Annotated in this window: 21 protein-coding genes; 8 read left to right on the top strand and 13 right to left on the bottom strand. The window is 50.5% G+C overall.

The window, feature by feature from the left end; translation table 11 throughout:
• Positions 1-58: 58 nt before the first annotated feature.
• From K331_RS0113015 to K331_RS0112980, 8 genes are all read right to left on the bottom strand, one after another.
• A complete protein-coding gene (locus K331_RS0113015) occupies positions 59-832 on the bottom strand; it encodes an ABC transporter permease (RefSeq protein WP_051289819.1) in 774 nt (257 codons plus the stop codon).
• 13 nt (positions 833-845) lie between these two features.
• On the bottom strand, positions 846-1,895 hold the full coding sequence (locus K331_RS0113010; protein WP_028590640.1) for an ABC transporter substrate-binding protein: 1,050 nt from the start codon (positions 1,893-1,895) through the stop codon (positions 846-848).
• 80 nt (positions 1,896-1,975) lie between these two features.
• On the bottom strand, positions 1,976-2,746 hold the full coding sequence (locus tag K331_RS0113005) for an ABC transporter permease (RefSeq protein WP_028590639.1): 771 nt from the start codon (positions 2,744-2,746) through the stop codon (positions 1,976-1,978).
• 1 nt (position 2,747) lies between these two features.
• The gene (locus K331_RS0113000) at positions 2,748-3,491 is read right to left on the bottom strand and encodes an ABC transporter ATP-binding protein (protein ID WP_028590638.1); all 744 of its coding nucleotides are present in this window, start codon (positions 3,489-3,491) and stop codon (positions 2,748-2,750) included.
• Positions 3,492-3,550: 59 nt separating this feature from the next.
• Entirely contained in the window at positions 3,551-4,300 is a 750-nt protein-coding gene (locus K331_RS0112995) for a nucleoside phosphorylase (protein WP_028590637.1), read from the bottom strand.
• Positions 4,301-4,842: 542 nt separating this feature from the next.
• Positions 4,843-5,709 (bottom strand): YwqG family protein, encoded by an 867-nt coding sequence (locus tag K331_RS0112990; RefSeq protein ID WP_028590636.1) that lies wholly within the window; start codon positions 5,707-5,709, stop codon positions 4,843-4,845.
• 134 nt (positions 5,710-5,843) lie between these two features.
• Positions 5,844-6,266 (bottom strand): macro domain-containing protein, encoded by a 423-nt coding sequence (locus tag K331_RS0112985; RefSeq protein ID WP_028590635.1) that lies wholly within the window; start codon positions 6,264-6,266, stop codon positions 5,844-5,846.
• Between the two features lie 145 nt (positions 6,267-6,411).
• Positions 6,412-6,966, bottom strand: coding sequence for an NADAR family protein (locus K331_RS0112980; protein WP_018883823.1), 555 nt, complete (start codon positions 6,964-6,966; stop codon positions 6,412-6,414).
• 409 nt (positions 6,967-7,375) lie between these two features.
• On the opposite strand from K331_RS0112980, the gene K331_RS0112975 reads away from it, so the two are divergent.
• Positions 7,376-8,533, top strand: coding sequence for a GIY-YIG nuclease family protein (locus K331_RS0112975; RefSeq protein WP_028590634.1), 1,158 nt, complete (start codon positions 7,376-7,378; stop codon positions 8,531-8,533).
• Here the strand turns inward: K331_RS0112975 and K331_RS0112970 are convergent.
• Entirely contained in the window at positions 8,497-9,057 is a 561-nt protein-coding gene (locus K331_RS0112970; RefSeq protein WP_018883821.1) for a hypothetical protein, read from the bottom strand. The genes K331_RS0112975 and K331_RS0112970 overlap by 37 nt on opposite strands.
• A 122-nt stretch (positions 9,058-9,179) precedes the next feature.
• On the opposite strand from K331_RS0112970, the gene K331_RS0112965 reads away from it, so the two are divergent.
• The 3 genes from K331_RS0112965 to K331_RS0112955 all read left to right on the top strand — a co-directional run bounded on the left by K331_RS0112965 (position 9,180) and on the right by K331_RS0112955 (position 11,760).
• A complete protein-coding gene (locus tag K331_RS0112965; protein WP_264177751.1) occupies positions 9,180-10,112 on the top strand; it encodes a phosphatidate cytidylyltransferase in 933 nt (310 codons plus the stop codon).
• A 79-nt stretch (positions 10,113-10,191) separates the two neighbouring features.
• Positions 10,192-10,641 (top strand): carboxymuconolactone decarboxylase family protein, encoded by a 450-nt coding sequence (locus K331_RS0112960; RefSeq protein WP_028590633.1) that lies wholly within the window; start codon positions 10,192-10,194, stop codon positions 10,639-10,641.
• A 30-nt stretch (positions 10,642-10,671) separates the two neighbouring features.
• Positions 10,672-11,760: a sigma-70 family RNA polymerase sigma factor gene (locus K331_RS0112955; RefSeq protein ID WP_028590632.1), complete on the top strand. Its 1,089-nt coding sequence runs from the start codon at positions 10,672-10,674 to the stop codon at positions 11,758-11,760.
• Positions 11,761-11,913: 153 nt separating this feature from the next.
• On the opposite strand, the gene K331_RS30995 is transcribed toward K331_RS0112955, so the two are convergent.
• The 4 genes from K331_RS30995 to K331_RS0112935 all read right to left on the bottom strand — a co-directional run bounded on the left by K331_RS30995 (position 11,914) and on the right by K331_RS0112935 (position 16,255).
• Entirely contained in the window at positions 11,914-12,924 is a 1,011-nt protein-coding gene (locus K331_RS30995) for a formylglycine-generating enzyme family protein (RefSeq protein WP_051289818.1), read from the bottom strand.
• A 54-nt stretch (positions 12,925-12,978) separates the two neighbouring features.
• Positions 12,979-14,376 carry an SMI1/KNR4 family protein gene (locus K331_RS0112945; protein WP_028590631.1) on the bottom strand — a complete coding sequence of 466 codons (1,398 nt, stop codon included), beginning with the start codon at positions 14,374-14,376 and terminating at the stop codon, positions 12,979-12,981.
• A 378-nt stretch (positions 14,377-14,754) separates the two neighbouring features.
• Positions 14,755-15,612, bottom strand: coding sequence for an SDR family oxidoreductase (locus tag K331_RS0112940; protein WP_028590630.1), 858 nt, complete (start codon positions 15,610-15,612; stop codon positions 14,755-14,757).
• Between the two features lie 223 nt (positions 15,613-15,835).
• Positions 15,836-16,255, bottom strand: coding sequence for an Rrf2 family transcriptional regulator (locus K331_RS0112935; protein WP_028590629.1), 420 nt, complete (start codon positions 16,253-16,255; stop codon positions 15,836-15,838).
• Between the two features lie 177 nt (positions 16,256-16,432).
• Here K331_RS0112935 and K331_RS0112930 point away from each other — a divergent pair, with 177 nt between their 5' ends.
• From K331_RS0112930 to K331_RS0112915, 4 genes are all read left to right on the top strand, one after another.
• Positions 16,433-17,239, top strand: coding sequence for an AraC family transcriptional regulator (locus K331_RS0112930; RefSeq protein WP_028590628.1), 807 nt, complete (start codon positions 16,433-16,435; stop codon positions 17,237-17,239).
• A 94-nt stretch (positions 17,240-17,333) separates the two neighbouring features.
• Positions 17,334-18,317, top strand: a complete 984-nt coding sequence (locus K331_RS0112925; protein WP_028590627.1) for an ABC transporter substrate-binding protein — start codon at positions 17,334-17,336, stop codon at positions 18,315-18,317.
• A 1-nt stretch (position 18,318) separates the two neighbouring features.
• Positions 18,319-19,362 carry a FecCD family ABC transporter permease gene (locus K331_RS0112920; RefSeq protein WP_028590626.1) on the top strand — a complete coding sequence of 348 codons (1,044 nt, stop codon included), beginning with the start codon at positions 18,319-18,321 and terminating at the stop codon, positions 19,360-19,362.
• The gene (locus K331_RS0112915; RefSeq protein WP_028590625.1) at positions 19,359-20,336 is read left to right on the top strand and encodes a FecCD family ABC transporter permease; all 978 of its coding nucleotides are present in this window, start codon (positions 19,359-19,361) and stop codon (positions 20,334-20,336) included. The genes K331_RS0112920 and K331_RS0112915 overlap by 4 nt, the downstream gene beginning before the upstream one ends.
• Positions 20,337-20,338 lie beyond the last annotated feature (2 nt).

Below are 20,338 nucleotides of genomic sequence, written 5' to 3'. Positions count from 1 at the left end.
TTCAGCTCCAGCCAAAAAGGATCGGTCATGGGCGATGTTCCCATACCGATCCTTTTCATTACATAACCTGCTCCTGAGATTCATGCCAGTGCAAGAGTCTCTTCTCTGCATACCCGCACAGGGAATATAATATCAGCCCCATGATGCTGAGGATCAGCACTGCTGTCATAATAAGGTTGATATCATAGGTCTCACTGCCAAGGATGACCAGATAACCGAGCCCGGCCTTGGCGCCGATCATTTCTCCTATGACCGCCCCTGTGATCGCGTAGGTAGTTGACACCTTCACCCCCGACATGATGGAGGGGAGAGAATACGGAATCTCCACCGCGAGGAACTTCTGGAGCGGACGGGCTCTAAGGACATGTAACAGATCCTTCATGTTGGATTCTACCGAGCGAATCCCAATAATGGTGTTCACCATGATGGGGAAGAATACAACCAGAATCACCAAGGCAATCTTGGAGCTCGCACCGAGGCCGAACCATAGAATAAACAACGGTGCAATCGAGATTTTGGGCGTAATCTGGGCAAGCACGACATATGGCGTAATTAGACGCTCCATCAGCTCACTTTTGGCCAGCACATATCCGAAGACCAAACCAAGCAAGCAACCAATGCCAAAGCCGACAGCAATCTCATACAGTGTAGTTGTAACATGCTCACTGAAGCTGCTTGTACTGGTTATACGAATGAACTCTGAGGCATATTTCAATGGTCCAGGCAAAATATGCTCAGGTACTTGAGACACAGATACATACATCTGCCACAGGACCAAGAAGATCAGAAAGGTCAACAGTGTAATAGTGGTCTTGCGCACACTCTTCCTCATATTATCACCTGTGTTACTTCAGATTGGTTAATACCAATTCTTCGGCCGGGAATGAATCGGCAATAATACCGAACTTTTGCTGACTGTCGATGGCGGTCTGCCATCTTGCCATGTCTGCTGCTCCATAGCCCTCTGTCTTGGTGAGCTCACTTTGCCATAAGTAAGGAACGAATACTTCATTAAAAATCTTGGCAACAACCTCTTCTTTGCCTGCAAAAGTAGGAGCATACTTCTCTACAGACATTTGAATGGAGGATTCTATGTTACCGCCCTTAATAATGTAGTCCAGCGCTTGATCCAGTGCTGTGGTAAATCCGATAACATTCTCCTTGTTGGATGCTAGATAAGACTCGGAGGTCACGACAACGTTACCAAAGGAGGGGAGGACTTCATCGGAGCGGAATTCTGCGACATCCTCACCGCTATTTTGCAGTTCCACCGTTCTCAGCATGGAGAAGATGATCGCATCTACTTCATCGGCAACCAGAGCATTCACGATCGCGCCGCTGCCTACAATCTTCACGTTAACGTCACGAATACTAAGTCCGTGGCTTTCAAGCAATACTTGCAGCTGTATGTAGTTGGGGCTGCCATAGCTGGTCACGGCAATCGTCTTGTCCTTAAGATCCGCAGGAGTACTGATACCGCTGCTCTTCTTGAAGATCGTGGCACCCAGGCCATGCTGGTATGTAGTGTGTACGACTTTTACCGGGAGATCCTGAGACTTGGCTGTAACTACCGTGTCTGCATTCGGAAAGCCGAACTGTACGTTATTAGCAGCGACATTCCGTATGATAGTAGCGGCATCAGCATACAGGAACTCCACATCCAGGCCCTGCTCCTTGAAGAAGCCTTGCTCCTTGGCGACATACATTGGAGCGTAATAAGGCACCGCTGCTCCGTCAATCTGAACCGTAACCTTGCGTAGCTCACCGTTAGCAGCCTCTTCCTTCCCGGAATCCTGACCTGTGTTCGCAGAGCCATCACTGCTCCCCGCCGCTCCGCACGCTGTCAGCACGCTGATCAACAACACAGACATCAGTAGCATCATTACTTTCTTCATACCATGTTCCCCCTACGTGTTAGATTTTTTTATATCTAGACCTTAAGCATCACTAAGTCGAACAGCTCCGCGCAGGCAAGCTATGATCTGCTCTGCTTGGAGTCGTGCCAGAACAAGAGACGATTCTCCAATAGGCCGATGCACGCATAGAAAATAATACCCACAATAATGGTGTAAATAATGGAGGCGAACAGCATGGGTGAGTTGTAAGTGGTGCTGTTGAAGACCAGCAGGTACCCTAGTCCATTCTCGCCAGAAATCCATTCCGCTACAATAGCCGCAATGACAGCCTGCACCATCCCCACTTTCAGACCAGCAAAGATCTGTGGCATAGCATATGGAAGCTCCACCTGCAGCACCTTCTGCCACCAGTTCAAGCCTGTAATCTGCATCAGGCCCTTCAGGTTATATGTAATACTCTTGAGTCCGAAGATCGTACCCAGCATGACCGGAAAGAAAACCATCGAGATAATGAGTACCAGCTTGGAGGTAAGTCCCAGACCGAACCAAATGACGAACAAGGGTGCCAATGCAATCTTGGGTGCTGTCTGTGCCAAGAGGATATAAGGCATCAAGGCCTCCTCCAGTAGCTTGACTTTGCCAATCAGATAGCCCATTACACAGCCAAGCACAATCCCAAGCAGAAATCCAGCAAAGACCTCGCCTGTGGTCACGGAGAAATGAAACATGAGGTCCTGCGTGGTGAACATGTCAATCATAGCCACTCCTACAGCTGATGGCGCAGGCAGCAGAAACGCTGGAACATCAAAAAATCGAACATATAATGACCAGATTAACACGAGAACGGCAACGGCTGAGACATACTCCCCGATTATTCTAAGTCTAGCCATCCTATCCCAACACTTCCCGAAGTGTCTTGACATATGTAACGAATTCAAGCGTCTCCTTCACCTCTACTGTGCGGGGACGGGGAAGCTCGATATCCATAACCTGATCAATCTTGCCAGGACGGGGAGACATGACAATGACCCGATCAGACAAGAATACAGCCTCGGAAATACTGTGGGTGACGAACAGAATCGTCTTCTTCGTCTCATCCCAGATTCGCATCAGCTCGATGCCCATCTTGTCACGGGTCAACGCATCAAGTGCGCCAAACGGCTCGTCCATGAGCAGCACGTCTGGATTATAGGATAACGCCCGCACAATGGAGACACGTTGCTTCATCCCACCAGATAGCTCACGAGGATAAGCGTTCTCGAATCCTTTTAGCCCAGCCAGCTCTAGGAGCTTATCCAGGTTACTTAAGCTATCCTTGCTTAGCAGCTTCTTAACCTCAAGCGGAAATCTGGCGTTCTGTAGTACTGTTTTCCATGGAAGGAGGGTAGCATCCTGAAATACAAATCCGATGTTGTCGGCCGAGTCCTTCCAGTCCATCTGGCCGCTTGTGGGAGGCTCCAGATTGGCCAGAATTCTCAGCAAGGTTGATTTTCCGCAGCCCGAGGGACCGATGATCGAGATAAATTCACTTTGTCGTACATCCAGATTGATATGGGTTAGTGCCTGAACCTCACGCCCCCCACTGCTTTTGTAGACTTTGCTTACGTCCTGTATGCGAATTGCGGCTGTCGTCACGTCGATGAACACCCCTTTTCTGATATATCGTGCTGTAATTGGTCCTCATACTTAAGAATTCAGATGTCATTCCTTACCGCAAAACATGCATCCAGAACTGCAGTAGCCGCCTTGGCATGAATCGCATGATAATCTGCATCAGGCACCCACTGCTCCGTTGTTCGGCTGACATGAGCCACCAGACAATTCGCTGCTCTGACCCCATACATCGAGGCAAGCACATAGATGGCTGCCGTCTCCATCTCGCAATTCAGAATGCCCCGAGACTGCCAATAAGACATCAATTTCTCCGGGTCAGGTCCTTGCTCGATTGCTGGCTTACGTCCTTGGCCCAGATAATAGGTCTGTGTCGTAAGTCCAATTCCGGTATGTACCGTGAAGCCCTGCTCATGGGCTGCTCGCAGAAGAGCTCCTACAAGTAACGGATCGGCTGCTGCAGGATAACCATCAGACACGTATGCTCCTAATGTCCCCGCTTCACGTGCCATAGCGTGGTTCACGATCAGATCTCCAGGCGCAATGTGTGTCTGCCAGGCTCCGCAGCCACCTACGCGCACCAGCATACGGACTCCCAGCTCAATGAGCTCGATGACCGCGATCTCTGTGGAGCTGATTCCAATGCCCGTGGAGCAGACGGAGACTTTACGCCCCTTCCAGTACCCACTTATCAGCTTGTACTCCCGATTATTGCAGATCTCCTTAGCCTCATCCCAAGCCTCCGCCAATACGGCTACTCGGGCCGGGTCGCCTACAAGCAATGTAACTTCGCCGAGGTCCTCAGGACGGACCTCCTTCAAATGCAGGGGCATGATGTCTCAACTCCTTCTTACCTTCGTACGGTGTTACGACGTTCCACTGTTCCTCGGCCGACTCGATATCAGCCAGATCAAAGAATCCATCATCAGAATCATAGATGAATATCCGCTGTTATCTGCACACCGTCGCCTGTACTCTTTATCGTAAGCTGCTATTTTTATTAGCCTGACAATGAAGGCAGCCTGACTCCAGTCTATTGCAGTAGTCTGTAACAAAAGGGGGGCTTATCCAGTGCTTCCATCCCCAGTATGATTATATACGACTAATTACGAGGGACACAGTGCTCCATATCCCAGAAATCATAAAAAAATACCCGTTTATTCTGTAATTTTCGACACCTTTAGACATTCAGCCCCTGCTAAGCTATCCACCATCGGCACCTTACGCTGAAGATTTAGAACATTTCCTCCTACCTGAGGTCGAACCCCCCTCTCCTATTCGTTTCAAGCTAGATGATTACTGACCAGTAGTGCGTGCACAGTAGCATAGCGATATACAACAAAGAGACCGCCTGAAAAGGCAGTCCCTCTAGATGTTAACCACATTGCAATATGACCCAGACTCGTTCAAAATCACTTTTCTTCAAATCGTCCTCATGTATCCAGAAGTAGATCATTCCGAAGTCGCCCCAGAACAGTCCCAGCTCCTCCACAGAATCAATCTGGAGTAGCAGCTTCCAGCCTTCCGCACCCGGCTCCAGGTCCTCGCGCCTTGGATCTCGGTAGCCGAAGGCATCGCCACAGTTAATTCCGTTTGAGACCAATTGAGTTTGCAACTGCATGTCGCCCTGAATTGGGTCTGGATGTCCGAGGAAGCGATGGATAACTGTATCTGCGCCGTTATGCTCAACCACGCTCTCCCTGAGATCCATGTACTTATCCAGTTCATCAGCATTTGGTCCTAGCCGTTTCATCTCCAGCGTCCTCGGTGGAAGCAACGTCGTCTGCACAGAAAAGTTGACTGCGAGTGCCTCCGCCTCGGCTTCGTCACGATTCACCAGTCCTGCAGGCTTGGCTTTGCGTTCAAGTCCGATCATGTCCGCGACATATATTACCTTCCATTGCCCCGCCTCTTCTGGATCAAAGCCCCACGGCTGATCGACTGCTTCATAGAAGAAGGACAATAGCCCTAACTGCGGTAGTGGTTCAGGCTTCCATGGTACTTCGCCCAGCTGTATTTGTGCGATAAACGTCAGAGGCTTTCCGTCATACATCGGCCAGTCAACGGAAGCAGGCAGGTCGGGATTCCCTCCGATTTTTGAATTCCCGACTGCGATTTCGTCATCGGTCGATGGAGTGACATGTATCCTGTTTGACAAAAGAGTCGTCTGCTCCAGTGCTCCCCCCATACGATCGAGACCACTCTCTGCTATTAGTTGTAGTACGTGTTCGTCTTTTAGCATGATGAGAACCTCCGCCTTAGACTTTGTAGTATCTTTACTCACATATTAAAGAACTTTCGCACTTTAGATATTTATTTGCTTATTCTGTAGGAATTCATGAGGTGGTAAGGTTGTGGGTTACAGTCCAAACCCACCTATTGCGAACACACGAGAATGTCTATATCCGTCCCTTTAAATACCTCTTGAATGATCTGCCGAGTCTTATCCCAACGAAGTCGGTCCAGTCCGCAGCCAATACGAGGCATGGCGATCTTGTCGATTCCAGCCTGCACACACTGGTTCTTCATGTCCACCAGCGCCGCTGTCAGGGTAGCATATGAAGGCTTCTGCCAATATTTTGGCTTCGTGACTAGGTTCAGCACACGGCCCACCTGATAACAGCTTCCTACATCCAGTGGCTTGATGCTTGCCTGCTCCCGCAGCGAATTCAGATCAAAATGCTGACAAAAGGCAACCGCAATGCCCGCGCCCATCTTCGCATCAGCAGAGATACAATGCGCCAGCAGATAGTGCTCTTCTACAGTAAATAAATCCTGTTCCCGCTCTTGAAATGTCATCCTAACCTCCTGAATCAAGACATATCTACTGTGCAGACCAGACAGACATGTAGCAAATTCAACTCTCTACTCTCTACTCTTCAGCAGTGATATTCATGTCACCATTGAAAATGCTATCGATCCCATTTCTGCGAAGCCGATTCTGTTACCGAGACGCAGCCAGCTGGTCCCTCACCTCAGTCAAGGCGAAGCCCAGCAGATTCTGCCCGCGCCATTTCATCGGATTCTCGGCATCCGGGTTGCTCTTCCCCATTCCAATACCCCAGATACGGTCTCGTGGGCTCGCTTCGACAAGAATTCGCTGCTTCGTATTCATCAGCACTTGGCCCAGATCCTGATTTTGCGTGAACTTGGCCACGTTGCCTCGTTTAACGATATCATAGCGCTGCTGCTCCCAGAGCTGCTGATCGAAATCCTTCACTGCTCGGCCATAAGCCTTCATTTCCTTCGGATGACGTGCCTCCAGGATCTTCTCCAGCATCTCTTCATCTCCGAACAGCCGTGCCTTCTCTGCCATCATATACTGCTCGGTGCAAGAGTACGTCACGCCCTCGATCTCAAAGCTACACTTCCACCATTGACTGAAGCAGCTCGCATTCAGTGTGCCGTCAGCAGGCGGTGTGTGGCCCCAGAACATCATATATTTAAAGCGGCTCCCCGCCTGATAAGCACGGCGCAGCTGTTCCACATTATAGATCATAATTTTCGCCTACCTCCCCCATGTATCTACTTGCCCTATGTAGCTTCTTGCATCATCGTCATATGTTGTCTTCTGCATGTTACGTCCAGCGCTACTCTCATTTCCCTACAACAAATTGCTGTAAGATCAACGAAGGCACTAATGAAATGTGTTTGCGACTAAATGAACCTGTCACGTAAAGCTATTTTGTTATTCCTCATTTAATAATAACTAATTGATAATAACAAAATATATTAATATCCCGTTCCTGTCAAGGCCTACACTCCTCAGGTTCACTTAAAATCCCAATTCCCGTACTAGTACGTTCCCTCCTCCTCACTCCTCTTGCTTCAGGCTTCACCAGCCCGCTAATCCATTCTATAATCTTATAATAGGTGTAAGGTACATCGTATAGATCGGAGGATTTGTCATGAATTTGACGGAAAAGGTGAATCATCTACCGCTAACCCCCGGTGTCTATCTCATGAAGGATCAGTTCGGTACCATTATCTACATTGGAAAGGCGAAGGCTCTGAGAAAGCGGGTTCAATCGTATTTTCACCAAAATACGGCCCATTCTCCTAAGGTCAAACGTCTGGTGCAACAGATCCGGGATCTGGAGGTACTCCACACGGATACGGAGTTCGAGGCGTTCATGCTGGAATGCAAGCTGATTAAGCAATGGAAGCCGATGTACAATGCCAAGATGAAAAATCCGCTGGCCTATACTTATCTGGCACTACGTACAAACGGGGTACTGAAGCATATAGAGATCATCGACACTCCTGAGGACATTCAGGTTGAGCGAATCTGGGGACCTTACACAAGCAAAAGCATGATTGAGCAAGCATTATATGGTCTTCAGGAAGCACTGCAGCTATTGTGCAGCCATCCACATCTGAGACGTGGCTCAATGCCTTCAGGCAGCTCCCCTTGTCTGAACTATGAGCTTGGACTATGCCTTGGGGTATGTACAGGAGAGCTGGAGGCCATCCAGCAGTACAATGAACGGGTAGAACGAATCTCTCTTCTGCTACAGGAGGAGGATCAGAGCATACTAGAGGACATGGAGCAGCGCATGTATAAGGCTGGCGAAGCATATGAGTTCGAGGTAGCCGCCCGAATCAGGGATCAGTTAAAAGCCGTACGATTCCTGCTGCGTCATGAGCAGGTCGTGGAATTCGCAGCCGTGAATCATCAGATCGCTGTACTGGAGCGGATGGAAGACGGACGTGCCAAGCTGATGCTGGTCACAGGCAGCCGAATTATAGATTCTACGCTGCTGGATATCCTGGAGCTTACAGCTACAGAGCAGCGCAGAACGCTGCGGTCTGCTATTATACATGGATTGCAGGGCATGCAAGATGATGAAGATTCAGGAAACACTACTCTCGCAGAACCTCAGCATAACATGAGCCGGGATGATATTGATGAAGCCCAGATTGTCTATCGTTACATCCAGAGCGAGGAGTGCTGCTATGTGAATATTAGGCCCCATATGCTAAATCATGGCGATCAGGAAGGAGAACACGCCTTGGACGAAGCCATCACTCACCTGCTGTCAGGTATCGGCTCATTCGGCTCATAATCGCTCAGCTTCCCTTCATAGATCAGCTCTAACCGATCCGTCTGCCTGAAATCGTCCGGCGTGACCAGCGCAGGAAGCTTGTTCCAGATCTTGATTCCTGAACGCTGCAGAATCTCGGCCACGAACTGCGAGCAGAAGTACGAATTGCTGAATTCAACGGGCTCCTTGAGTGTGATCCCGATGACACCAAGAAGATTGTACATGAATTTCTGGCGACTGCGAATGAAGATATCCAGCACCCTTCTCATCTTCTCAACCTCACGCCCTGTGACACGAAGCTCATAGATCACACATGTCGTCTCAGGATATTTGCTGAAGGTGCCCTTCTTGATATCCTCTCGCACGAAGCCGCCATGTAGCGGGTTGTTAGGATGCTTTCTACCGAAGCTATACAACTCGGACAGCTCGCGGTTGAATGCAATCGAGGCATGATTATAAGGTGCCTTTGTATAGGATTGAATCACCTTGGTGAACAGAGTTCCCGTATTGGTGAGTAGAATATAAATGGACTGATCAGCTGTCATCTCGAACATTTCTCCTTATCAGGATGGCATTATTGCTTCATAATACAACATAGGGTGCGGATATAGGAACCCTGACCCGTGCCCGCTCAAGTAACTTCCCATATCGCATAGACAAGTTGGTGATTGCCATAGACCAGTTATTTCACAGTTCACTATTTACGCTTGGCTTGATCTTCGTAGCTCTTGCAGCCGTTCATCTCGCCTACACGATTATAGCCCGCCTCCAGCCTGACAAAGATTATAGCGCTATTGGCGTGCGGATTAAGACCTGGTGGGGCATGTTTTTTATTTTTTGCCTAGCTACCCTGTTTAATCCGGTCGTGTCCTTACTATCGCTTATGTTGCTCACGTTCTTCGCGCTTAAGGAGTACTTCTCCATGATTCGTACCCGCAAAGCCGATCGGCGCTTGTTCCTGTGGGCTTACCTGGCGATTCCCATTCAGTTCTACTGGATCTATATCGAGTGGTATGGCATGTTCATTGTCTTCATTCCACTCTATGTCTTCCTGCTGCTGCCCATTCCACGACTCATTAACAAAGGAACTGTCGGCTTTCTGCGCAGTGTGAGCTCGACCCAATGGGGACTCATGCTCATGGTGTTCGGACTGAGTCATCTGGCGTATTTCCAATTCGCCACCCCGCAATATGGCGGTGGATTGGTGCTGTTCCTCGTCGTGCTGACACAACTGAATGATGTGGTGCATTATCTGGCTTCGCTCTACTGGGGCAGACGTAAGGTCGTTCCGACGGCGAACCCCAGCCTGACCTGGGAGGGCTTCATCAGCGCATTCGTTGTGACGACAGCTGTCTCCTATCTGATCTATCCGTATCTAACCCCACTTGATCCCGTATTCGGTATCGTATGTGGAATGCTGATCAGCCTGAGCGGCTTCTTCGGTAGTCTCACGGTATCCGTACTGAAGCGCGACTTGCTGATTGGAGATGACGATAAATTTGTGGCGCTCAAGCAGAGCTACCTGAGTCGAGTGGACAGCCTGGCGTATACCTCGCCTGTATTTTTCCACGTTGTTCGTTACTTCTTTGATTTCATGTGAAAAAGTTCAGCCCCTCTGTCACAGAATCGTTTCCTGAATGGTCTTCTGTATTGAAGACTAATTCAGGAGGCGATTCACTATGAATCTGAGATTCAATTACAGAACGGCAAATGAAGGAGCATTCAAGGCCATGATGGCGATGGAGGCTCATACATCCTCACGTTTTGCAGACAAGGTATTATATGAGCTACTTAAAATTCGGGTATCGCAGATTAATGGATGTGCCTTCTGCGTAGATATGCACGCCAAGGACCTGATGAAGCTTGGCAATTATAGTGAACAGATCATGCTGCTGCCGGTCTGGCGTGAAGCCCCGATCTTCACAGCCCCACAGCGGGTTATGCTGGAGCTGGCCGAGAAGGTCACTCGAATCTCGGAGCAAGGTGTACCGCTGGAGCTATATGAGCGAGTGCGGGAGCACTATAGCGAGGAAGATTACGTGGATCTGATCGTAGCGATAAATACGATAAATAGCTGGAACCGGATCGCGATCTCAACAGGTATGTATCCAGGCTGCTTCGAGGCCTAAAGGTCACTACCCACCGGAAGGAGATATTCCATGGACGCACAAGCGGCACATCATCAGAACCGACCGGGCAGGCAGAATCCACAGGACAGCAAGTCAACCAATGGCAGCGATGACGTTCCTACTCTGGAGGAGCTGTACCACGATTATCGCAGGTATGCCTTTGCCGTGGCCTATCGCATGCTTGGCACTGTCACTGATGCAGAAGATATCGTTCAGGACTGCTTCATCGAGCTGAAGGCTCGATCCTTGACAGAGGTGCGGGATTTCAAGGCCTACATTGCGAAAATGATCGTCAATCGCAGCATCAACCGCCTGAACTCTGCACGTATGCAGCGAGAGATCTATGTAGGTGCTTGGCTGCCTGAGCCACTCGGAGAAGCTGTCGATAGCCCGGAGGTGCTCACGGAACGCAAGGACCAGCTGTCCTATGCCTTCATGGTACTGCTGGAGCAGCTCAGACCTGAGGAGCGTGCCGTCTTCGTGCTGCGGGAAGCCTTTCAGTATCCCTACAAAGATATAGCCGAGACGCTAGACATGACCGAGAGTAACTGTCGTCAGCTCTACAGTCGTTCCCGGCGTCGCCTGCAGTCGGGAACAGGTACTGGCGAGCATATGGACTCTGTAGAAAAAACAGGGAGCACAGCAGCCAAAGTACCTCACACAGAATTCCTCAAATCAGCCAGGAGCATGACGGCACCCAGCGACCAAGTAGATCGGAACAGAGTGGACCAAGGCAGGGCAGCTCTGTTGGACCGCTTCACAGCGGCCTTTATGGCATATGATATTCATGCCATGCTGGAGCTGCTGGCAGAGAAGCCTATGCTGATCTCCGACGGTGGCGGGAAGGTCTTCACCGTGGCCAGACCGATGCACGGACAGAAGGGTGTCCTTGCGCTTCTGACCTCTCGCAAGGTGTTTACTTCACTGCGGAATTACCCCCTGTCCTCCGCCATCATGAATGGCGAGCTACAGCTTGCCTTAATAGACGCAGGCAAAGTAATTGGCGCGATCTGTCTGAAGCTGACCCCGGATCAAGCACATATTGAGCAGCTCTATGTCATGCTTAATCCGGATAAGCTACGTACTGTTCAGTATCAGCCTCACACCAACCCTAATTAGACACCAAAGTCCGTCAGTCCATCATCAAGATGGCTACTGGCGGCCTTTTTCTGAATACATTCAACCAAAATGTAAAGAGCTCGGGTCAATGAATTGAGATGAATGTATGAACCTCCATCTGCGCTTAGCCCTCTTTATTCCTGTCCATCATTGTTAAATCGCTGCAATTCTGGACTCCAATCTTACGATTCTTCTGAAGTACATGGTATCCATGATCTCTTCCCACTCCAGCTCCTTATAAAAAGGATCACGATACGAAGTAGCCGTGGCCGGGAGATATCCCATCACTACGCCAGAGCCACCGCATAGCAGACTTCCACCATCCCCACCCTTGGGTATGAATGGCTCCGAATGCGGTACCGTCAGCTCGTATTTATAGGGGTCACCTGCGAATTGGATGCCAAAGGCATTAGGTAGCTCCAGGACATAGTCCTGATGCGGGTCCTCCGCCAGTTCTTCCAGATGCCGCAGCTTCATTTTGTAATTCCAGCTGTCCCCCCAGGGAAATAGCGAGCGTGCCCCGCCGCCGAATAGATATTCCCACTCATCCTCCGTCAACAGGTCATAACCCAGACTATGAACCTCTTCGACGAACTCCTCCAAGAGCAGATCCTCGTTGAACAAATAGTAATCAAAGCCCTGACCGTCCTTCCGGCGCTCCACGCGAAAGGATTGATACAGCTCATAGCTGTGGCTGCTGCGTTCCTCGAGATGGGCGATGGCCTCTTGCAACTCCGTTCCCCCATATTCCGCGGCTTCCTCAGCACTTACCTGAGTCCAGCCGAGGGAGTTGAGGCCACATTCGACAAGCAGCGGTGTAATCTCCGCCTCACGAACAGGAGACATCTGCTGACCCAGCAGCTCCTCCAGGTTATCAACGCCAGATTCTGCAGCACTCTCGTTCAGCTCGGTGAGCGTAGCCTCGTCCATCTGGTGCAGAGACGCTTCCCAACCGAGCGTGACCTGGTCACCCGGAACGAACACAAAGCGGGAGCGTGTCCGCTCGAAGACCCCCGTCTCCAGCTCCTGCCCATGACGGGCAAAGCGGCTCAGCCCTGCATAGGTAAATCCCGGTGGCAATTGCCGTGCGAGCTCGCGCATCTGTGTGTCTTTCTCATCGCTAGACAGGCTCTTCCAACCTATTCGATACCATGGATTGTACATACTGCTTCCTCCCCAGGCTAGACTCCAGCTTCTTCAACTCCGACTTCGAGCGAATCAGATCTGCTCAGCAGCAGCCTTCAGACGTGCGATAATATCACTATCCGCTTGGTCAGCCAGCCGGAGCTTGCCCTGATCCCGCAAGATGATGCCCTGCCAATTCCGATCATCCAGCCAGTCTGTAATGAAGGCTTCCGCATAGCCACCCGTCCCGAACCCCGGCGCAAAGGCAATAATGTCCCGATATGCCTCCAGATACTGATCGCGAGTAGGATTCGGATGCACACGGGTATAGAGCAAGAACTGTACGTCATACATCAGCAGAGAAAGCTCATCTGCATGCAACGCAAAGTGCCCTTTCTCCTCCACAATGCGCGCTGCGACGGCACGAAGCCTTTGCCCGATATCCTCAACCTCGGTCACTGCCGCACACAGCTCCGTTAGCAACGGAGAGAATGATCCCGTATTCACCTTGTGCAGCTCTTCTGCCTTCCGTTCCTCCTCGGGAACCTCAAAGTCCTCATCTGGACGCAGGCCACGAATGAAGCTCTCAAAGTCCGCGGCCAGGAACGTAATCTCGTAATCCGCTTCCTGATCGACATGAATGACTGTAGGCTCTCCATCCTTGCCACAAGCACGATAATCCAGCATCACCACATCATGCCCGGCAGACGGGCAGTCACAGATCACTATACCAATGTCTGGATAACCCCAGTCCTCAATCATGAATCGGCTACCGGAATCTCCGCACAGGGATTCTGACTTGTCGCGCCCAATTCCCATAATGCTCGAAATGGCGATATGGTCCTCTGCCCATGAGGTCGATTCCTCTGTTGGAAAGCTCGTATTTCGTGGTACGCCACCATTTTGCACCTTCATTAAGGCGATGTACGAAGCTGGCAGCTTATAGCCCAGTTCCTCCTCCACGGAGGCAATCAGCTCCTCTGTTGGCGGCTCGGACACATAGGTTGTAGTGGCATATTCAGAATCGTCCCAGAACGCTGATAGGTCCATTCCGGCGAATGGCTCCGCATCTGCTAGATTCACCCGACTCTGCTCCAGCTTGGCCCTTGCTGCTGCTGCACGCTGCTCTTGCCGCTCATGACGCTCCGCTTTCTTTTGGCTGATCTCCACCCATTCCGCTACATGTTCATCCGGCTCCAGCTCTTGGGCTTTAGTAAAAGCTTCTACTGCTTTAGGATACTGAAGCAAGTAGTAGTAGGCATATCCGATTCGATACTGCCACACCGGATCTTCCTTGCCTTGCTCTGCTACAGACAGCAGCAGCTGCAGTGCCTCATCATATTCGCCCAGATTGTTGTAGGCTCTTGCCAGATGCCCCACCATATCATAATCTCGCTCAGCAGAAGGGATTGCCGTGATCGCCTCTACAATCTCATCAAATTCATCATCCTCATGCCACTGATTCAAACGCGCTTCTAATTCCTGATCCATCTATGTATACCTCCCTCTTCCACTTGGCCTCCGAATGCATGCAAGCCGTATACCCTGTTTACTCGCATGGGGATAGCGACGGGCGCTATGCAGGAATCCGGATGCATCTGATTAGCTCTCCTTATTCTACCAGAAGCTCAGGGCGATTAGGAAATAGTCGAGAGGTTCTATATTTTCAAATACCAGCTACATATAACTACGTGGCTTAGCACAAAATCATCCCTTTAAATACAGCGAGAGCCTTCCACCACTATATTTCCAGTGATACGGAAGGCTCTCGTTAATATATGAACCTGCTGGGTCCGACTACGGAGTCGGGCAGGGAACTCCCGTAGCTTACGGGAATGAATATCTTAGTTTAGTAAGCGAAATGGAGCATTAGCCTTGGTTGATGATCTGCCCAAGTGCAACCTTCAGAGGAGTCAGCGGACGTCCCAATACGCGCTCGAAGTCAGTGCTCTCTACATCCAACTCGCCCGCACGAATTCCCTGTTGAATCAGTAACAGGAACGGCAATGCTGCCTCAGGCACACCAGCACCCTTTAAGGTCTCGGTATAGGCCTCATCATTAACCTGTTGAACTTGAATGGCCTTGCCACTCGCCTCTTGAACCAAGGCGGCCAGCTCTTCTTGAGTCAGGGGCTTGCCGGACAGCTCATAGATAACATTCTCATGCCCTTCTGTTGCCAGTACTTTAGCCGCAGCCTCAGCATAATCACGCCGTGCAGCCCAGCTTACCTTACCTTCGCCAGCAGAAGTAAGCCATGGAGCTCCCTGCAATGAAGCTTGAATGGTGCTAGCCTCATTTTCCAAATACCAGTTGTTGCGCAGAATGGCATAAGTGATGCCAGACTCACGAATTGCATTCTCTGTCTCTCGATGATCTGGTGCCAGGAACAGCCCGCTCTCTTGAGCCTTAGCCACGCTGGTGTAGGCAATGAATTGAACGCCTGCTGCTTTAGCTGCATCAATAGCCGCTTTATGCTGCGCAATCCGATCGCCGCTAGCGCTGGAGATCAAGAGAAGACGATCAATACCTTCAAATGCAGCACGCAGCGATTCCGGCTCGGTGAAGTCCCCTTGACGCACATCAATACCCAGCTTGCTTAGATGCTCAGCCTTCTTAGGATCACGTACGCTGACCGCCAGATCCTTAGCCTCCACCCATTTTAGTAGGGACTCAACCACCAATGCTCCCAGTTGTCCTGTTGCTCCTGTTACTAACAATTTTGCCATGTTCATTTCCTCCATATTCATCTGAGATCGTTATTGGATTGTATATATCATCACGTCGTAACAAAAACTGTTATAACATATGTAGTTACAACGCGGGGTTAAAAAAAGGCTCATTGATGAGCATCTATATAAAAGATACCAGAGAGTAAGCTCTGGAGCATTCACTCTCCGATATCGTATGACACACCACAAACAGCCATCCTCTTATGTTCGTTCTCGAAAGCTATAGTAGCTGTGGCTGAACTATGATGTGCTGGATCGTAACCTGATTCAAGCGTTGCTCCATCGCATCCTGAGCCGCTTTCAAATGCATGCTTAATTCGGTATTCACCGCATGGCCTACAGGACACGCCGGTACCGGGTTATGGAAGCCAAATAGCTGATTATCCTCCGTAACATCCACAGCACGATATACATCGAGAAGGGTAATCTCCTCAGGAGACTTGGTCAAATGTGCTCCGCCAATACCTGCACGGACCTCGACCAGCCCAGCCTTCTTCAGCATTCCCATAATCTTGCGTACAATGACCGGATTGCAGTTCACGCTATCAGCAATATCATCCCCTGTACACTGTTCAGGCATGCATGAGACATAGGACAGAATATGGACGGCGATCGAGAACCTGCTGCTAATTTGTTTCATTAAGATCACCACCGTTATAACCATTCTAGTTACAACTCGACCAAATGTCAAATCCTTTATTAAAACGGAATAAATCAGCTTCCTCATATGTCGACAATTAGCTAAATAACAGCCATAAGTCATGCTATATTAAGAACACATATGAATTACTGCAAACTATATAAAAGGGGAATTTTCATGAGCTTTGAGCAGCTAAACGCAGTCATCCCGGTATTTGAGCACATAGAAATATTCCATGAGCCTTGTACAATCATACCTGAGACGGGATATGAGAAGCTGATCATTGTGCAGCAGGGATACCTAATTATGGTAACGGGGACGGGGGAGTCCATACCAATCTCCCATGGATACGCCTGCCACTCAGAAGCCGGAACGCTTGAGGTCCGAATCCCGACGGGACGAGCAGCAGAATATGCCGTCATTGTGTATCGAATTTTACCAGAGCATGCGCCTTGGGACTGGAATGGACCCCAACGTCTCTTAAGCGATGTGAAGGTCAGATATATGGTCGATGGGCTACTGCAAGCTCAGGAGAATCCACCGGAACAAAATAAGGATGAGGTGGAGGCACAGCATTTCCGCAACCGCATGATGCTGGAGCGAATTCTGAGCTTCTGTATGTACGAGAGCCAGCTAAGTGGAGAGCTACGAGCCTCGGGTTCGCAGATGGAGAAGTCCATTCAATATATCGAGGAGCACTACATGCTTAAGCTGACACTGCCTATGCTGGCGGAGCGGACAGGCCTTAGCAAGGGACATTACAGTGTCTTGTTCAAGGAGAAGACAGGCCTCACAGTGAGCGGCTACCTCAAACGGCTCCGTGTGGAGCGGGCAAAGCAACTGTTCGCGCAGGGGGAGACGTCTGCCAAGAAGGCGGCACACAGCGTCGGATTTAACGATTATTTTCATTTCAGTCGTACATTCAAGGAAGTCACGGGGAGCAGCCCGACCCAGTATATACAGCAGCTTCATGAAATCGAATAATTCAGCATGATGAATCGTGGATTCAGACATGTATAATCAGAAAATGAAGTGTTAAAATTACCGATAATAATTATCATTATCAAGGGGGAGCATCATGCTGCATCGTATCAAACACTTCTTTTCTTTAAGTCTAATCCTCATTCTTGCGGTAAGTCTCGCAGCTTGTGGCCAAGCAAGTAATACAGGTTCTACAGCAGGCTCAAATCATACTGATTCAGGATCAGCGGCCACTACCAAATCAGGCACGGCTGCCGTCTCCATTACTATACAGGATGCACGGGGGGAGCTGAAGCTGGACAAGATACCGGAGCGGATTGTATCCATGGATTTCAGCTTTACGGATATGCTGGTCTCACTCGGCGTACAGCCTGTAGGTATTGCTGACGACGGCACGCCCGAGCTGTTCATGGATAGCGTCAAGGATCAACTGGGCCAGTACACCTCACTTGGCTCACGCTATGAGCCCAATATTGAATTGATCAGCTCTGTACAGCCGGATCTCATCATTGCTGACATTAACAAACACAGTGCAGCATTGTCTCAGCTGGAACAAATTGCACCTGTTCTGGTGCTGGATGATTTCCAGGCAGACTATGATCAGATGCTAAAGAACTTCGATATCATTGCCAAGGCTGTAGGCAAAGAGAAAGAGGGCGCAGAACGCCTGCAGAAGCATGAACAGCTCGTGAAGGAAGCCCAGCAGAAGCTGTCCACTTCAGGCCTTACTGTGCTTCCAGCTGTCGTGAATCCCAAAGGCTTCTTCGGCCACTCGGATCATTCGTATACCGGCTCTATCGTCAAGCTCCTGGGCTTCACCGATCCTCTGCAGAACGAGAAGTCCTATCCTGAGCTGACACTTGAACAGCTTGTAGAACTGAATCCTGAGGTGCTGTTCCTGATGCCGACCGAGGAAGTAACCGTTGTCAATGAATGGGAGAAAAATCCGCTGTGGAGTAAAGTCGATGCTGCAAGTCACAATCGCATCTTCACGGTAGAGCGTCGCAACTGGTCTTTGTCCCGTGGCTTGCTTGGATCGGAGCAGATCATGACTGACATTACGACAAGCTTGGGTCAATAAGATGAGCGATGCAACACATACCCAGCATGCCAAGCAAGAGCAGAACCGCTATGCGGTTCTGCTGCTTCTGTTTTTCGGCAGCTTCGTGCTACTCATCATTTGCTTCCTGATCAGTCTCAAGGTCGGACCTGCTCAGATTCAGTGGCGAACCATCTTTGAAGCCATTGTGCATGCTGATCCAACGTCCAAAGAGCATCTATATATCAGTACGCTTAGGCTGCCGAGGGCCATTCTAGCCAGCATCGTCGGTGGAATGCTCGCACTAGCGGGCCTACTCACTCAACTAGTAACTAAGAATCCACTCGCCTCTCCGCATGTGTTCGGCATTAATGCAGGGGCTTCACTGGCGGTGGTAGGAGGGCTCCTGTTCCTGCCAGTCACCAGCCTGCTCTCCTCAATCGGTCTAGCGTTCGTAGGAGCTACCGTCGGTGCATTAACCGTCTGGTCCTTGGTTGGAAGCGGTCCTCGGCGAACCGTCACACTTGCACTGGCGGGTATCTCAGTGCATTTCCTGTTCGCCGCGTTGACCGAAGGAGCCATGATACTAAATCAATACTCAACAGAGAGTATGATCGTCTGGCTAGTAGGCTCGGTGAATCATGCCAGCTGGCAGCATATACAACTGCTGCTTCCTATCCTGTGCGGGGCACTAATCATCCTTGTGTGCCTGCTACCCTCGCTGCGCATGCTAGAACTGGATGATGAGGTCGCTGTCGGACTTGGCACGAGGCTTCATGCTGTCCGAGCCGGGGTCATGCTGCTCGTAGTGCTGCTCGCTGGCTCGGCAGTCGCCATCTGTGGGCCGATTAGCTTCGTCTGCCTCATCGTTCCGCATATCGCGAGGGCATTGCTTGGCAAGAGCAGCAGACTAACCTTGCTTGCTCCATTCACGATCCTGCTGGGCAGCATTCTGCTGCTGCTGGCCGATGTCATTAGCCGCTGGATTGCTTTCCCGTTCGAATCACCAGTAGGTATCGTAACGGCACTTGTCGGAGCTCCTGCCTTCATTTATCTAGCACGTCGCCAAGGAGGGGGTAAAGGATGAAGAGAGGCATACTGCTTATCGGCGGTCTCATATTAATGGTGCTGCTCTGTTGGCTCTCGATTGCAGCAGGAGCAGTATCTATCACTGCACCACAGGTTCTTAGCGGACTGACAGAACCGCAGAGCCCGTCCTATTTTATCGTGCATGAGCTTCGCTTGCCCCGGGTACTGGTCGCAATCTGCGCTGGCGCAGGTCTTGCGGTAGCTGGTGCTATCCTGCAATCGCTACTCCGCAATCCACTCGCGAGTCCTGACGTGATTGGTATAACTCAGGGAGCAAGCTTTGCCGCCGTGGCACTGATCTTCTTGCTTCCGGGCGCGGCTGCACAATGGATGCCTGTAGCAGCCTTTGCCGGAGCCATGCTGTCCTTCCTGATTCTAATCCTGACTAGCCGTAGACTCACACTGTCTCCGGCGTCGCTTGCTCTGGTCGGAGTCGCTGTCGGTGCCGTATTCCAGGCTGGCATTCAATATTTCATGGTGACCCATCCAGCCAATGTGAATATGGCGCTGCTGTGGATGTCAGGGAGTCTGTGGGGGAGAGGGTGGGATCAGTTAACTCCCCTCGCTCCGCTGATCGTACTAATGCTTGCCATCGTACTGCTCCAAGCTCGAAAGCTGAATATTCTGCAGATCGGAGACGATCTCAGCCAGTCACTGGGATTGTTCGTACGTAAAGAACGTCTGTTGCTAATGCTGCTATCCGTTACCCTGGCAGGGGTGGCCGTCTCCGCTGTTGGCGCGGTCAGCTTCATCGGTCTGCTGGCTCCTCATATCGCAAGAGCACTGGTTGGAGCCCGCAATCAATGGCGTCTGCCTGTGGCGGCGGTGATCGGAGCCGATCTGATGCTACTGGGAGATTGGGTAGGTCGGACTGTCTTGATCCCGCGCGAGATCCCGGTCGGAATCGTAATCGCCATCATTGGTGCACCTTACTTCATCTATCTGCTACGCAGGGAGCATAAAATGAAATGAAA

Source organism: Paenibacillus massiliensis subsp. panacisoli DSM 21345, from assembly GCF_000426545.1.
GTDB lineage: Bacteria > Bacillota > Bacilli > Paenibacillales > Paenibacillaceae > Paenibacillus > Paenibacillus panacisoli.
The sequence above is the reverse complement of the archived record's forward strand: the minus strand, read 5'-3'. Positions and strand labels throughout refer to the sequence as shown.

Coding starts and splice junctions, on each gene's coding strand:
- K331_RS0113015 (WP_051289819.1), bottom strand. CDS start 832: ATGAGGAAGAGTGTGCGCAAGACCACTATTACACTGTTGACCTTTCTG.
- K331_RS0113010 (WP_028590640.1), bottom strand. CDS start 1,895: ATGAAGAAAGTAATGATGCTACTGATGTCTGTGTTGTTGATCAGCGTG.
- K331_RS0113005 (WP_028590639.1), bottom strand. CDS start 2,746: ATGGCTAGACTTAGAATAATCGGGGAGTATGTCTCAGCCGTTGCCGTT.
- K331_RS0112995 (WP_028590637.1), bottom strand. CDS start 4,300: ATGCCCCTGCATTTGAAGGAGGTCCGTCCTGAGGACCTCGGCGAAGTT.
- K331_RS0112990 (WP_028590636.1), bottom strand. CDS start 5,709: ATGCTAAAAGACGAACACGTACTACAACTAATAGCAGAGAGTGGTCTC.
- K331_RS0112985 (WP_028590635.1), bottom strand. CDS start 6,266: ATGACATTTCAAGAGCGGGAACAGGATTTATTTACTGTAGAAGAGCAC.
- K331_RS0112980 (WP_018883823.1), bottom strand. CDS start 6,966: ATGATCTATAATGTGGAACAGCTGCGCCGTGCTTATCAGGCGGGGAGC.
- K331_RS0112975 (WP_028590634.1), top strand. CDS start 7,376: ATGAATTTGACGGAAAAGGTGAATCATCTACCGCTAACCCCCGGTGTC.
- K331_RS0112970 (WP_018883821.1), bottom strand. CDS start 9,057: ATGACAGCTGATCAGTCCATTTATATTCTACTCACCAATACGGGAACT.
- K331_RS0112960 (WP_028590633.1), top strand. CDS start 10,192: ATGAATCTGAGATTCAATTACAGAACGGCAAATGAAGGAGCATTCAAG.
- K331_RS0112955 (WP_028590632.1), top strand. CDS start 10,672: ATGGACGCACAAGCGGCACATCATCAGAACCGACCGGGCAGGCAGAAT.
- K331_RS30995 (WP_051289818.1), bottom strand. CDS start 12,924: ATGTACAATCCATGGTATCGAATAGGTTGGAAGAGCCTGTCTAGCGAT.
- K331_RS0112945 (WP_028590631.1), bottom strand. CDS start 14,376: ATGGATCAGGAATTAGAAGCGCGTTTGAATCAGTGGCATGAGGATGAT.
- K331_RS0112940 (WP_028590630.1), bottom strand. CDS start 15,612: ATGGCAAAATTGTTAGTAACAGGAGCAACAGGACAACTGGGAGCATTG.
- K331_RS0112935 (WP_028590629.1), bottom strand. CDS start 16,255: ATGAAACAAATTAGCAGCAGGTTCTCGATCGCCGTCCATATTCTGTCC.
- K331_RS0112930 (WP_028590628.1), top strand. CDS start 16,433: ATGAGCTTTGAGCAGCTAAACGCAGTCATCCCGGTATTTGAGCACATA.
- K331_RS0112925 (WP_028590627.1), top strand. CDS start 17,334: ATGCTGCATCGTATCAAACACTTCTTTTCTTTAAGTCTAATCCTCATT.
- K331_RS0112920 (WP_028590626.1), top strand. CDS start 18,319: ATGAGCGATGCAACACATACCCAGCATGCCAAGCAAGAGCAGAACCGC.
- K331_RS0112915 (WP_028590625.1), top strand. CDS start 19,359: ATGAAGAGAGGCATACTGCTTATCGGCGGTCTCATATTAATGGTGCTG.